Annotated in this window: 10 protein-coding genes; 5 read left to right on the forward strand and 5 right to left on the reverse strand. The window is 56.8% G+C overall.

Translation table 11 applies throughout. From position 1 onward, the window contains the following. Positions 1-176 precede the first annotated feature (176 nt). Positions 177-1499, reverse strand: coding sequence for a MinD/ParA family ATP-binding protein (locus CFT65_RS15965; protein WP_088829048.1), 1323 nt, complete (start codon positions 1497-1499; stop codon positions 177-179). Between the two features lie 207 nt (positions 1500-1706). Between CFT65_RS15965 and CFT65_RS15970 the strand changes: the two genes are divergently transcribed. From CFT65_RS15970 to CFT65_RS15985, 4 genes are all read left to right on the forward strand, one after another. Next, the gene (locus CFT65_RS15970) at positions 1707-3692 is read left to right on the forward strand and encodes an HDOD domain-containing protein (protein ID WP_088829049.1); all 1986 of its coding nucleotides are present in this window, start codon (positions 1707-1709) and stop codon (positions 3690-3692) included. Between the two features lie 24 nt (positions 3693-3716). Further along, positions 3717-5891 (forward strand): EAL domain-containing protein, encoded by a 2175-nt coding sequence (locus CFT65_RS15975; RefSeq protein ID WP_088829050.1) that lies wholly within the window; start codon positions 3717-3719, stop codon positions 5889-5891. A 233-nt stretch (positions 5892-6124) separates the two neighbouring features. Then, positions 6125-6778 (forward strand): class I SAM-dependent methyltransferase, encoded by a 654-nt coding sequence (locus CFT65_RS15980; protein ID WP_088829051.1) that lies wholly within the window; start codon positions 6125-6127, stop codon positions 6776-6778. A 48-nt stretch (positions 6779-6826) separates the two neighbouring features. After that, a complete protein-coding gene (locus CFT65_RS15985) occupies positions 6827-7834 on the forward strand; it encodes a DUF2156 domain-containing protein (protein WP_088829052.1) in 1008 nt (335 codons plus the stop codon). On the opposite strand, the gene murI is transcribed toward CFT65_RS15985, so the two are convergent. Together murI and nudC are read right to left on the reverse strand one after the other, a co-directional pair. After that, positions 7812-8675, reverse strand: coding sequence for a glutamate racemase (gene murI / locus CFT65_RS15990; protein ID WP_088829053.1), 864 nt, complete (start codon positions 8673-8675; stop codon positions 7812-7814). The two genes, CFT65_RS15985 and murI, sit on opposite strands and share 23 nt — an antisense overlap. Then, positions 8672-9487 carry an NAD(+) diphosphatase gene (gene nudC, locus CFT65_RS15995; RefSeq protein WP_088829054.1) on the reverse strand — a complete coding sequence of 272 codons (816 nt, stop codon included), beginning with the start codon at positions 9485-9487 and terminating at the stop codon, positions 8672-8674. Before nudC ends, murI begins: the two co-directional genes overlap by 4 nt. Before the next feature lie 153 nt (positions 9488-9640). On the opposite strand from nudC, the gene plsB reads away from it, so the two are divergent. Next, positions 9641-12109 (forward strand): glycerol-3-phosphate 1-O-acyltransferase PlsB, encoded by a 2469-nt coding sequence (plsB, locus tag CFT65_RS16000; protein ID WP_088829055.1) that lies wholly within the window; start codon positions 9641-9643, stop codon positions 12107-12109. 6 nt (positions 12110-12115) lie between these two features. On the opposite strand, the gene CFT65_RS16005 is transcribed toward plsB, so the two are convergent. Beyond that, a complete protein-coding gene (locus CFT65_RS16005) occupies positions 12116-12955 on the reverse strand; it encodes a class I SAM-dependent methyltransferase (RefSeq protein ID WP_088829056.1) in 840 nt (279 codons plus the stop codon). Further along, entirely contained in the window at positions 12955-13317 is a 363-nt protein-coding gene (locus CFT65_RS16010) for a UDP pyrophosphate phosphatase (protein ID WP_088829057.1), read from the reverse strand. The genes CFT65_RS16005 and CFT65_RS16010 overlap by 1 nt, the downstream gene beginning before the upstream one ends. Positions 13318-13438: the final 121 nt, after the last annotated feature.

The following is a 13438-nucleotide window of genomic DNA, read 5'->3' on the forward strand; positions in this document are numbered from 1 at the left end:
AACAAAAGGAAAGTTTGCGAATCAGATTCGAAAGATGCGTTGCATATTGCGGGCCACGATTCAAAGTTATGCTCAATCCTTGCACAACTTTGGTGACAGAGCGGTGACACACAGCAAAGTTACGCTACAAAAAGCGTAAAGAAAATGACGGAAAAGAAGTTAGGTTTTTCTGCCTATCAGGAGCGACCCTGATCATTACCAGAAAGGGACCTCAGAAGCTGATCCAGGGAGATATCCGCCGGCTGCTCCTTCAACACCCGCACCAACCGATCCTGCTCGCCAAAACTGATGCGGTCGTAAAAAGGCTCGCAGAGCACCGGATGGACCGGCTCAGGCGTTTTCGGTTCCTGTGCGGTAGGCGAAATCTGGTCCGCCAACTCACGGAGGTGGATGGCCAGGTGATTCTTCCGTTCAGGGCTGAGATTCTCCCACTGGAACGACCCCAGTCCGGTCTGGATAATCTCGATGGCATCACTGTCCAGCGTGCTCCCCAGCAGTGCAAAAAGCCGTGTGAATGCCTCATAACGCAGCAGCGGATCGATCGGCGCCTGACTGAACACGACCTCAATCTCACTCACGGCCTTCAGGCATCGCTCTTTCAGTGCTGGCGCCTCATTCTCGGTTCGTGACTCAGGCTTGCTCAACGCTTTAGGATGTGCCGATTCTCTTTTGGACACCTTGTGCCAGTAGGCTGCAATGCCTGCCTTTCGCCTGGGCAACTGGGACAGCCGCACATCCAGCATGTCCGCAAGGGTGTGGAACTGGCGGCATGAGGGATCCGAAACAGGCAGAAGCGCAACGGGCTTCTGGTTGAGAACCGACTGGCGAAGGGTCTCATCTCGCCAGATACCCCCCATGTAGTGGAGCGATATTCCCAGGTGGCGCTGGGCAGCGGCATCCAGACGCTGGAACACGGATCGCGCCTGGCTGGCCCCCTGGGCCATATTGACCAGAATGCTGGGAATACGGTTGTAACCCCTGCGTCGCAGAACCTTGATCAGCGAAAAGGCGTCGGTCAGGGAGGCCGGATCCGGGGTCACGACCATGCAGGCCAGTTCGGTTGCAGCAATCATATGCAGCCCGGCGGCCTGCAGGCCGGCAGCGGTATCAGTAATGACGTAATCGTAGCGGTTTTCCAGATTATAAAGCGCCCGCAGTATGCGAAGGCTCTCCGTTGGCCCCATATCCATGCATTCCTGCACACCGGATGCCCCCGGAACAATATGCAGGCCGTAGTCGGTCTCAAGGATGATGTCCTCCAGACGACACTCTCCGGCCATCACATTGGCAAGGGTTTTTCTCGGATAAAGGCCAACCATGATGCTGACGTTGGCCAGATCGGTGTCGCCATCCAGCAACAGAACGCGGTTATCCTGTCTTGCGAGGGTGAGCGCAAGATTCAGGGCGACCGAGGTCTTGCCCACCCCACCCTTGCCGCCGGTAATGGCGATGGTACGAGGTTGGTTCGGATTGTGCTTGACAGGTTCTCTGGCGTTCATCACCGGTAATCTAGGTCCCTGATTTTTCGGTTTTCTGTATTTTAACCTGTAAAAATTCTACACATATCACGATTCAGATAATATATTGCTTAAAAAAAGAGCAATAAGTATTTAATAACGACGCATTATTGTCTAAGCTCTTTTCGGACAATAAGAATGAACGCTCCGTCAGTTACTGACTTGTTTCGCAGCACGGCAGGTAAGCCTATGCACATTGCGCCTGATTTACAGCTACCGAGTCTCCCGGAAGTCACGTTGCGGGCGCTCGATGCTTGTCATCAGGACGAGAGCTACCGAAAAATCAGCGAAATTGTCTCTGCTGATACCGCGCTGGTAGCTCGTATACTGGCGCTGGCCAATTCTGCACTTTACGGCCCTTCCACTCCGATCCGCTCCGTCGACCAGGCACTCCTGAGACTCGGCACCCGACGCTTTCACACGCTGGTGCTGACCGCAGCCCTGCGCCAACTGCTGTTCGAGCTGGGCGGTGACGAATGGCAACAACTCAGAGACTTCTGGCGACACTCGCTGACCACCGCGTTGACCGCCCGGGCCCTGGCAACGCTGACCCGTTATCCGGAGCCTGACGAAGCCTTCATGCTCGGCATGCTTCACAACATCGGCGAGCTGATCGCTATTAAAACGCCAGCCACCGAAGCGAAGCAACATTATCTTGATCACCAGTCGGACATCGCCGCCGAACTCGTGGCCTCCTGGGGCCTCGGGCCCATGGCAGCCGATGCCATGCGCTATCAGCAGGCACTGCCCTCGGAACTGAGGGATGCGGGGCACCTGGTAAAGCTGATCAGCCTGGCCACCCGGCTTGCTCTATCCGATGCCGCCGGTATTGCCGCTGCAGGCACGGTATTCGGGCTGAACGAAGAACTGACCCGCGAGATAAATCGCCGCATCGGCCACGAAGTCTCGGGTATGGCCGCATCCATGGGAATTCCCCTGGACGAGGATTATTGCGGCGAGAGCGCGTCGCGGCAGCTCAAACAGACTATTCTGCGACAGGCCATGGCGAACCAGGCCATCAACCTTGCCGATCTGACCGGGGAAACCGAGGACATTCTCGCCGAGACTGTAAACAGTCTTACCCTGATCACGGGCCTGCCGGCACTCTGCTTTGGGCACACAGGAGACAACCTCGTGCTCCTCTCTGGCACCATTGGCGACATTCCCGAACTGGCAGTAACGGCAAAGCCCGGCGGCAGCGTTCTTACGGAAGCCTTCACTTCCGGCCTGCCAGTCAGCCTTGGTGAACGCTCCCCAACTGTACTCGACCGACAGCTGCTGTCACTGCTCCATACTCCATCGATGCTGGCGGTGCCAATTAACAGTGGCGGCAAGTGCCCTGGCGTCTTCGCCCTGGGCACCGACAACGAGCATCTGCCGACAACCCTTGAACTGGCTGATATATTTACTGCTCAGTTGGCTTCGGTGCTGGCAGACCGGGCGCCTGCGAAAGCCGACGCCGGAGCTGGCACAGAAGGACTGGATCAGGAAATCGCCCGAGACCGGCTGCGTAAACAGGTTCATGAGGTCAGCAACCCGCTGACCATTATCCGACAGTACATTTACCAGCTGCGAGGCAGGCTCGAAGATGCCGGTGTCCAGCAGGAGCTGGACGTGATCCGGGATGAACTGGATCGAGCCGGCAACCTTTTACTGCAAATGAGCCATACTGACACCGTGGGTCAGGGCGATGACGGGGTTGAGCTCAATACCGAACTGGAAAGTCTGGCGCGTATCCTCGAAGATAGCCTGTTCAGCTCCGGAACCCACACTCTCCGGTTATCGCTTTGCAGCGAGCCAACGCGGGTTGCGGCCAGCCCCGCGAGGATTCGCCAGGTTGTAATTAATCTGGTTCGAAACGCGGCAGAGAGCCTCGCCGATGCAGGCGGCACCGTTGAAATACGGACATCTGCCCCGGTGTGGCAGAATCATCGCACCTGGATAGAGCTGGAAATTGCGGACACTGGCAGAGGAATACCCGGTGAGGTCAGGGACGCCCTGTTTTCACCGGTAAACACCACAAAAGGAGAAGGCCACAGCGGTTTGGGCCTGAGTATTGTGAAGCAGCTAGTCGATGACATGGAGGGCATCATAGCTTGTCGTACGGGGCAGGAGGGCACCACCTTCAGGATTTTGCTCCCGGCGGCCAGCCATAAAAAGAACGAGACCGACTGACGTAGAAACAACGGACACAGACCGATGGCACTCGAACAAACTGATCAGCCTTTCAGTCACGGGTTAACGGCACGAATACTGGTAGCGGACGACGAACCCCGCCTGCTGAATACACTGGCTTCGCTGCTGCGCAGCCGGGGTTATGACGTTGCGGAAGCTCACGGAGGCCGAAAAGCCTGCGAACTGATTGACCAGCAAACGTTCGATCTGGCCCTGCTGGATCTCCGGATGCCAGAAGTCAGCGGTTTCGACGTGATGGCGCACCTTGCCAACGAGCAATCGGATTGCGGCGTGATTGTTGTCAGCGGCGAGAGTTCGTTCAGTGCCGTGAGCCGAGCCCTGCGCCGGGGCGCCCTGGACTACATCCGCAAACCCTTCGATCCTGAGGAGCTGCTGGCCACCGTTGAGAGCGTTATCGGAAAAAAGTCACTTCTCGAAGCCCACGAGCATATCCAGATGCGGCTGGAGAAATCCGAGGCTTTGCATCGTTACATCGTTAACAGCTCTCCCGACATCGTGTTCATGCTCGATCAGCATGGCCATTTCTGCTTCGTAAACAGCAAGGTCGAGAGCCTGCTCGGATATCAACCAGCGGAACTTTGCGGCCAGCACTTCCGGCACATTCTTGACGACCGGGACGTGACCCGCGGGACGCTGGCCCTGAAAGGGCCAAACATCACCGCAGATAACCCGCGAACTCTGGAAGTCCGCCTGAAAACCCGTGGCAGCCGTAGAGCTACCCGTCATTTCGAGATAACCGCCTTTCCCATCGACCCGCAAACCTGGCCTCACTCCGGAACCACCCAGGGGGGAGGCAATGGAAACGGTGCCCGCTATTATGGTACGGCCCGGGATGTTACCGAGCGGAAGGAAGCCGAAGCCTTCATCAATTTTCAGGCCTACCATGACCTTTTAACGCGACTTCCTAACCGCGCGCTTTTCAAGGACCGACTTGAGCTTGCGATTACCCACGCCAACCGTGGTGGCCAGAAACTGGCGGTCATGTTTCTGGATCTTGACCGTTTCAAAGTCATCAACGATACCCTCGGCCACGCCATGGGTGATCGCCTGTTGCAGGCAGTCACTCACCGGCTCGAGAAATGCCTGCGCAAGGGCGACACCCTCTCCCGGTTCGGTGGCGACGAATTTACCCTGCTCCTGCCCTCTATCCACAACCACGAAGATGCCAGACAGATCGCCAAAAAGCTGATTGATGCCCTGAGGGCACCTTTTCAACTGGGGGATCACGAAGTCTTTGTAGGTGTGAGTATCGGCATTGCAATCTTCCCCGAGGCTGGCGAGACCATGGACCAACTGATCCAGAACGCCGACATTGCCATGTACCACGTCAAAGGCAAGGGCAAGGACGGTTACCGCTTCTATTCCGACAGCATGAGTATAGATACGGCCAACAGGCTGAACCTCGAGCGGGATCTGCGTCAGGCCCTTGAGCGGGACGAGTTGCGGGTGTTCTATCAGCCCCAGGTGTGTTCCAAGACCAACCGCGTTGTGGGTCTTGAGGCCCTGGTTCGCTGGCAACACCCTGAGCGGGGGCTGCTTTACCCGGGAGATTTTCTGCCTCTGGCGGAGGAAACCAAACTGATTGGCCAGCTCAGTGAACGCGTTCTCGACCAGGCCTGCCAGGATGTCGGCCGCTGGATCCGGGAGGGGCACGCCCACCTCCGGCTGGCGGTAAACCTGTCACCTAGCCAGGTTGAGCATCCTAAATTCGTGGAAACACTGATGCGCCAGGTAAAGGCCCACAACTTCCCCTCCAGTAACCTGGAAATCGAAATCACTGAAAACGTGATCATGAACGATCTGGAGCAGATCTCCCAGAAACTCCGGGAACTGGCAGCTCTGGGTGTCCGGATCGCGATCGACGATTTCGGAACAGGCTATTCGTCATTGAATTACATACATCGTCTACCCATTCACACCCTGAAGGTCGACCAGTCTTTCGTGAAAGCCATCCGCAGTGGCGACGACGGTGCGTGCATCGTGAACGCCATTGTCGCCATGGCCCACGGACTCAAACTGGAGATCGTTGCTGAGGGCGTGGAGACCGACGAGCAACTGGAGTACCTTCGGAGCCTGGGTTGCCACCAGGTTCAGGGCTTCTTCTATGGTCCTGCCAGGCCCGCCGCCGAGATTTCCAGAACCCTCGGAACCACCAGAGCCAAAGCTGCCTCATTCTGACAGGCGATTATTGATTGTCGGACACTCCTATATAAAACCGCGATCGGGTTTGCAAAGTATTGCAGCACGTTACTTTATGTATCCTGAAATGCGCATTACTGCACATATTTCTCCCACCCTGTTCTCTAAGCTCGAATCCATAGGCGCTGATCACCGGAATGTCCGACATTCTCGGGCCAATAACGACAAAAACGGTGACAGCATCCAAGGAACAAGAACAGGCAGCAGTCATCATGCGCGACAAGTACAAATACATCGGTCCCGTCTACGATTTCCTGAGCAATCTCTATAGCGGCAAGAACATTCACCGCTGCAAAACCGCCATGCTGGATGTTGAAACCGTCCAGCCCGGGGACAGGATACTGTTCGCCGGGGTTGGCCATGGCCGGGATGCCATTCGGGCGGCTGAACTGGGCGCCGATGTGACTGTGGTAGACCTGTCCGAAACCATGCTGCGAAAGTTTGCCGAGGCTCAGGAAACAGAGGCGCCACACCTGACCATCCGCCGCATCCACAGCGACATCATGAAGGTGGAGGAATTCGAGCAGTACGACATGGTCGTGGCCAATTTTTTCCTGAACGTGTTCGACGAAGACATGATGGTCCGGGTCCTGGAGCACCTGATACGCCTCGGCAAGCCAGACGCCCGGGTCGTCGTGGGCGACTTTTCCTACCCCACGGGCAACCTGCTTTCCAGAATGTTCAAGAAGCTTTACTGGTACATGGCGGTCTTCATTTTCTGGCTGTTCGCCAACAACGCCTTCCACAAAATCTACAACTATCCCGAGCACATGCAGCGGCTGGGTCTTCAGGTCACGGACAAGAAGCACTTCAAGCTTCTGAACATGAACTGCTACTGGTCCATTCTCGGACGCAAGCAGGCCTGAGCACTTTGCTAGAGAGTCACCCAACAAAAACAATCAGGGAGCAGCAGCATGCCGGATCAGATACTCGCACTGGACAGGGTTGGCACACTTGAGAGCGGCTCATTCACGTTTACCGAGCGGGTCGGCTTCCTGAAGAAGTACGGTACCCATTCCCAGTCGTTTTCAACGCTCCAACCGGGCATGCAGTATTTTGATTTAACGGGCATGGGGTATATCGCCTACATGCGCAAATGGGGCGGCACCTTCGTGCTCTCGGATCCCGTCTGTGCGCCGGAAGACTTTGGCAACCTGCTGGAGAGCTTCCACCAGCGCTTTCCAAACGCCAGTTACATCCAGGTCTCCAAGCCTGTCGTCGATTTCCTGCACCTGCGATTTGGTCTCTACGGCACCCAGTTTGGCAGCGAATCCCGTATCGATCTGGGCCGCTGGTCCCTCAGCGGAAAGAAAAAACAGATCCTGCGAACCGCTTTGAACCAGGCAGAAAAGAACGGGATTACGGTGAAAGAGCGTTTCAGTGACGATCACACCCGTGAAATATCCGAGGCCTGGATTCGAACCCGCAAATGCAAGAGCAATGAAATCCGCTTTCTGATCCGTCCCATGGAAATGGACTATCGCGAAAACGAAAGGCATTTTTACGCCTATCAGGACGGTAAGGCCGTTGGGTTTATCTATTTCGACCCGATCTATCGCAACAACGAAATAATCAGCTATGTGCCCAACATTTCCCGTGCCAATGCCGATTTCCGGCAAGGCATTTTCTACACCCTGATGGCTCATGCGATGGAAGTGTTCAAGGCCGAGGGTGTGCCCTACCTGGATCTTGGACTGATTCCCCTGTCACTGGATTCGGCAACAGAGCATCAGGAGAGCCGAGTGCTGAAACGCCTGCTGCACGGACTCTATGAGAAGGGTAATTTCCTTTATAACTTCAAAGGGCTGGAGTTCACCAAGTTGCGATTCCGGGGCGAGAAATTTAAAACCTATTGCTGTCACAAACGGTCGATTCCGGCGCTGGAATTCCTGGCTATGTTTAAACTGACCCGGTTGCTGTAGCTCCAGGGGCTTCACCGGGCCAGTCTTCATTGAGCAGCCTGGGCGCCAATCCGAGCCCCGTCATAAAAGGTATGATCCCTTTGGGCGCTGAACCTGAAAACAAAGCCGCGATTACGGGATGATCCCCTGCCCCGCAAGTCTTTCCTTCAGCCAACGCCAGCTGCCCCGTCTGATCCAGAAGCCAGGCCACCCGGCGGGCAATCGCCTCGCCTGAGTCGACCCAGAAACGAACCGAGGGGAGGCTTTCCTTCAGACTTTCCAGTAACAGCGGATAATGGGTGCAACCGAGCACGACCGTGTCCACATCGGCTTCTCGAAATGGACGCATCGCCGCTTTCAGCTCGGCAAGCGGAACCGCGTTCCCGGAAACCAGGTCTTCCGCCCAACGCACCAGCCCCGGATGACCGATACGTTCAACCTTGCAATCGCCGGCGAATTCCTCGACCAGCCTGTCGAGGTAGGGTCTGCGTACCGTCGCTGGCGTGGCCAGGAGCCCCATCCGCCGGTTCTGTGTTTTCGCCGCCGCCGGTTTGATGGCGGGCACCACACCGACAACCGGCACCGGTGTCATGGCACGCAAATGTGGCAGAACCACGGTACTGGCGGTATTACATGCCACCACGATGACGTCAGAAGGATAAAGCTTGAGCGCTCTGGCAATCAGACCGCAGCAACGATTAATCACTACCGTTTCGGATTTGTCGCCGTAGGGAAAGCCTGAGTTATCCGCCAGGTAGACAATATCGAGCCCGGGCAGGTCTCCATGAATGCAGGAAGCAACGCTTAACCCGCCGACACCGGAGTCAAACACCAGAACCCTTGGGGGCGCCTGCCTGCTCAAACCGGAATGCCTCCCCGGGAAATCTCGTTTTCCATGGCCCGGATCAACCGGCCAGAGATGGTGGTTTCCGGCGGTACCGGCGGGGTATCGCCTGGCAGAAACCAGTCGGCATCGGAAAGTTCATCTTCCTGGAGCACCAGCTCTCCCCCGGCGTAATCGGCAAAGAAACCGACCATCAACTGATGTGGAAAGGGCCAGGGTTGCGAGGCATGGTACCGGATGTTGGTGACAGCCAGCCCGGTTTCCTCCTTCACCTCCCGGTGCACAGCACCCTCGAGGCTCTCGCCCGGCTCCACGAAGCCGGCGATCAGACTGTAGAAATGCCGCTTGACCCGTGAGGACCTGGCGAGCAAAAGACGATCATCCCGTCGAATGACCACAATTACGCAAGGCGCCAGCCTCGGATACCAGGGGATTCCGCAAGGCTCACACCACTTGGCCCTCTCCCGGGGATGGAAGCCGGTTTGCTCGCCGCATCGACCGCAATAACGGTGGTCGCGCCACCACTGCCAGACCTGAAACCCGGTGCTGAGCATATCCGCCGGTGCATCGCTGAGCATCAACAACGCGTCCCGCAAGGGAATAGCCTCATGATCATCAACAGCTAAACCCGGCAATTCGGTCACAAACACATCGCGCCCATCGTAGCTGCCCAGAGAAACTGACTCAGGCACCCCTTCCCGGAAGAGATTGCTGTCGCCAGAATGCAGCCAGCCGCTATCGGACTTGATCACGTCCGATCCCGACAGCGCGAGGATCAGATCACTTTTTTCTGGCCGCCGGGTCGTCCAGCCGGGTATCCACTGAGTCATTGCGACCACCACCTGATGCGTCAACTGTTTGATTAAAAGATCAGTCCGAAATGTACCACATTGCTGCACCGGCCAAGAATGAAAGCTCCACCTTTCCGCTCTGTACTCAACCAAGTAAACTTGGCACCTGTTTCTTCAACGGAGTTGCACTTTATGCGTCTTTACCAGGGCATTCGCAGCCTGATCCTGACCCTTTTTCGCAAGATACTGTTTATCTGGGTCCGGACTGATGTCAGCGGCAACAGCGTTGAAGCCCTCGCCCTGGATCCGGATAAACCGGTTTGTTATGTGCTGCAATACAGCTCTCTTTCCAGCCGCCTGGTTCTCGAGCAGGAAGTCATCCGGGCAGGACTGCCGGGCGCCACCGAAGCCCTGCCGGTGAAGAACGGTCCGTCCCACTCCTTCTTTTTTCTCTACCGCCGGATTGGTGGTTTTTTCAGAGGCCGCCAGGCGCCTGCACCCACGACCGAATTTCAGGCCCTGGTGCACTACGGCCTCGAACATCCGGACCAGGACGTCCAGATTGTTCCTGTGTCCTTGTTCTGGGGCCGCTCCCCTGACAAGGAAAAGTCTCTGGTAAAACTGCTGCTGTCTGACACATGGTCCATCGCCGGTCGGCTTCAGAAGTTCCTGATCATCATGGTTCATGGTCGCAACACCTACGTGCAGTTTAACCAGCCGCTCTCACTGAAACAGGTAATCGACGAATACCGGCACAACGAGGAGCGGGCCAACCGAAAGCTGGCCCGAATTCTGAGAACGCATTTTCGCCGGGTACGCCAGGCAGTTCTGGGCCCCGATCTCTCGCATCGCCGCACACTGGTGGCGGGCCTGGTGCGAACCCAGGCGGTAAAGGAAGCCATCCGGGAGACGGCTGCCAGAGACGATATACCGCCGGAGAAAGTCCGCGCCAAGGCCTACGAATATGCGGATGAGATTGCGGCGAGCATGTCCGTTGTCACGATTCGATTCATGGAGGTGGTGTTGTCATGGCTCTGGAACCGGATCTACAAAGGCATTGCCATCAACAATATCCGGGTGGTGAAGGAAGTGGCTCAGGATAATGCCGTGGTTTACGTGCCCTGCCACCGGTCCCACATCGATTACCTGCTGCTGTCCTATGTGCTTTACAAGAATGGCCTGATGCCTCCGCACATCGCCGCAGGGATCAACCTCAACATGCCCATTGTCGGCCCGATCCTCCGCCGTGGCGGGGCGTTTTTTATGCGCCGCAGCTTCAAAGATAATCCTCTCTATGCCACCGTATTCAACGAGTATATGCATGTAATGTTCACCCGGGGCTATTCCGTGGAGTATTTCATCGAAGGCGGCCGAAGCCGCACAGGCCGCATGCTTCAACCCCGCCCCGGCATGCTTGCTATGACCGTACGCAGTTTCCTTCGGGACCATCGCAAACCCATCGTGTTCGTGCCTGTCTATATCGGCTACGAAAAGGTCATGGAGGGACGTTCCTATCTGGGTGAACTTCGCGGCAAGAAAAAGGAAAAAGAAAGCGTATTCGGGCTCGCTAAAACTGTCCGTAAGCTCAGTAACTCCTTTGGTCGCGTTTCAGTCAACTTTGGCGAGGCCATTCATTTGTCCGAGGTTCTGGATCATGTCCATGGAAGTTGGCGTGAAGAAGCCTACAACTCTGAGTACCGACCAGGGTGGCTTAACAGTGCGGTTTCAGAGCTGTCGTTCAGAGTAGCATCGAACATTAATGCCTCGGTTGCCGTAAATCCGATTGGCATGGCCGCAACCGTGTTGCTGGGTACCGAGCGCCTGGCGATGGACGAGGGCCAGTTGATTCGGCTTATGGATCAGTACGCAGCCCTGCTCAAGGCGTTCCCCTATGCGGAAACGGTGACACTTCCCGAAGGCTCCGGAAAAGACTGGGTTGCGTACTGTGAGGGCATGAGCCTGATTAGCCGGCAACCGCAGAAACTGGGCGACATCATTGCCCTGGAAGGCAGCAACGCCATCCTGATGACCTACTATCGCAACAACATCCAGCACCTGTTCGCACTGCCCTCACTGATTGCCAGCCTGTTTGAAAACAAGGATTCGCTGAGCCGGGAAAAGATTGTGTTCCTCACCAGCGTGGCCTATCCCTACCTGCAATCCGAGCTCTTCCTGAAGTATCAGCCAGAGGAAGCGCAGAGCGTAATCAATCAATGGATTGATGTTCTCATCGCACAGGGACTGCTAAAGCCACTGGAAGATGGCCGGATCGGGTGTCCCGAAGAAGGCACCGAGGCGATGCTGAGGCTGAGGGTGCTGTCACGGTTCATCATCCAGACAGTAGAGCGCTACCACATTGCCCTCGGCATTCTCCGCAAATACGGCTCCGGCAAGATCAGCGCCGCCGAACTGGAAGAGCAGAGTGCTCTTCTGGCCGAACGTATGTCCATACTCTTCGGACTCAATGCACCGGAATTCTTTGACAAGAGCCTGTTCCGGAATTTCATCGCGAATATGCAGAACAACGGTGTTATCACCACCGACGATAATGGCTTGTTGTGTTACGGAGAAGGGCTGGATGAAGTGGCGGACGATGCCCGTCTGGTGCTCAGTGTCGAGAAACGACAGGCGATCCAGCAGGTCACGATGATGGGCGCCTGAACGCACTTATTGCGGTAGCAGCGCTCTGATGGAATACAAATCATAGCGGCTGCTTTTACCCTCGATGCGGGTAGTCGGCTCCGGCCCCTCAATCGCCGGGGCCTTACGGGGCCGCTTGACCACCACCCGGTAACGGGCACGCTCCAGAGCTGCTGCGAGCAATTGTCCGGAATCCTCGTCGTCGCCCACGATGGTGCGAAAAACCTGCATTTCCTTTTTTACCAGAGCCGACTTGTCCCTATGGGGAAACATCGGGTCCAGATAGACAACATCCGCCACCTCGGTGTCCGGTTGAGCCAGCCAGTCAATACTGCTGCCCTCCAGCAATCGCATGCGCTCGACAATGGCCGCGCAATCCACGTTGAGGGCGGCCCGCGCCAGACCATCCGCCAGCAAGGCATGGATCACCGGATTGCGCTCGAACAGCGTGACCCGGCAACCGAGGCTGGCAAGAACAAAGGCGTCCTGGCCTAGCCCCGCCGTCGCATCAACCACATGGAGCGTGGCACGGGTTTTCCTCAGTCCGACCGCTTTGGCCACCAGCTGGCCAGCACCACCGCCATGTTCGCGACGGTAACCCATCTTGCCGGAAACAAATTCCGCACGCACCGGCCCGGGCGCACCCTTGCCGGTGACCTGCAGGCCAAGGCCCTGCTCATCAAGGAATAGTAAAACCGGGAAATCACGGACGTCCCTGGGGCGGACGACACCGAGGTTCTCCAACCCGAGAGATTCGGCAAGAGCCTCGGCCTGAAATCGGTCTCCCAGTGCGCTGCGGGCAACGGCAACGGTGCTCTGGCAAATGGCAGAAAAGGCACGCGGTGCGGACGGAGACGAGTCAGGCATCAGACCAGAATATCAATTCCGGCCAGGCCACCATTGCCGCCGGTCTCCTGACCGGCCGCGGCGACAGACGCAAATGTCGACAGAGCTCTGGCAGCTGGCAGGGACACCTCGTCTGCACGGAACCGCTCCAGACGGGCGTCTTCGGCGGCACGACGGGCCTCAACACGCCGTTCAAGGCTTTCGGTAGCATTGCGGTCGCTGACAACGCCCTGATTGCCATCAGCAAGATCACGGCGGGCGACATCAGGTGTTTTTTCCGGCGTTGACGCAGGCGCACGGGCCCCATCACTGCGCTCCCGGACTGGGCTGTTGTTGCCGGTCTGGAAATTGAAATTGTTACCCGGGTTAATACCGCCAATCATGTTCAGATACCGCTGGCCGGATGACAGGAAAACGCGAACTGGAAGTATGGAAGATTATCGCGTGGAAGAAAAGGCGACTGATCACTTTTCACCCAGACCGGCTTGCCCCGATTAAAACAGG

Origin of the sequence: Marinobacter sp. es.048 (assembly GCF_900188435.1) — a bacterium.
GTDB lineage: Bacteria > Pseudomonadota > Gammaproteobacteria > Pseudomonadales > Oleiphilaceae > Marinobacter.

What these genes read in the sequence shown, in the direction of transcription:
- CFT65_RS15980 (WP_088829051.1), top strand. Translation starts at nt 6,125, where the DNA reads ATGCGCGACAAGTACAAATACATCGGTCCCGTCTACGATTTCCTGAGC.
- CFT65_RS15975 (WP_088829050.1), top strand. Translation starts at nt 3,717, where the DNA reads ATGGCACTCGAACAAACTGATCAGCCTTTCAGTCACGGGTTAACGGCA.
- CFT65_RS16010 (WP_088829057.1), bottom strand. Translation starts at nt 13,317, where the DNA reads ATGATTGGCGGTATTAACCCGGGTAACAATTTCAATTTCCAGACCGGC.
- nudC (WP_088829054.1), bottom strand. Translation starts at nt 9,487, where the DNA reads ATGACTCAGTGGATACCCGGCTGGACGACCCGGCGGCCAGAAAAAAGT.
- CFT65_RS15965 (WP_088829048.1), bottom strand. Translation starts at nt 1,499, where the DNA reads ATGAACGCCAGAGAACCTGTCAAGCACAATCCGAACCAACCTCGTACC.
- CFT65_RS15985 (WP_088829052.1), top strand. Translation starts at nt 6,827, where the DNA reads ATGCCGGATCAGATACTCGCACTGGACAGGGTTGGCACACTTGAGAGC.
- CFT65_RS15970 (WP_088829049.1), top strand. Translation starts at nt 1,707, where the DNA reads ATGCACATTGCGCCTGATTTACAGCTACCGAGTCTCCCGGAAGTCACG.
- CFT65_RS16005 (WP_088829056.1), bottom strand. Translation starts at nt 12,955, where the DNA reads ATGCCTGACTCGTCTCCGTCCGCACCGCGTGCCTTTTCTGCCATTTGC.
- plsB (WP_088829055.1), top strand. Translation starts at nt 9,641, where the DNA reads ATGCGTCTTTACCAGGGCATTCGCAGCCTGATCCTGACCCTTTTTCGC.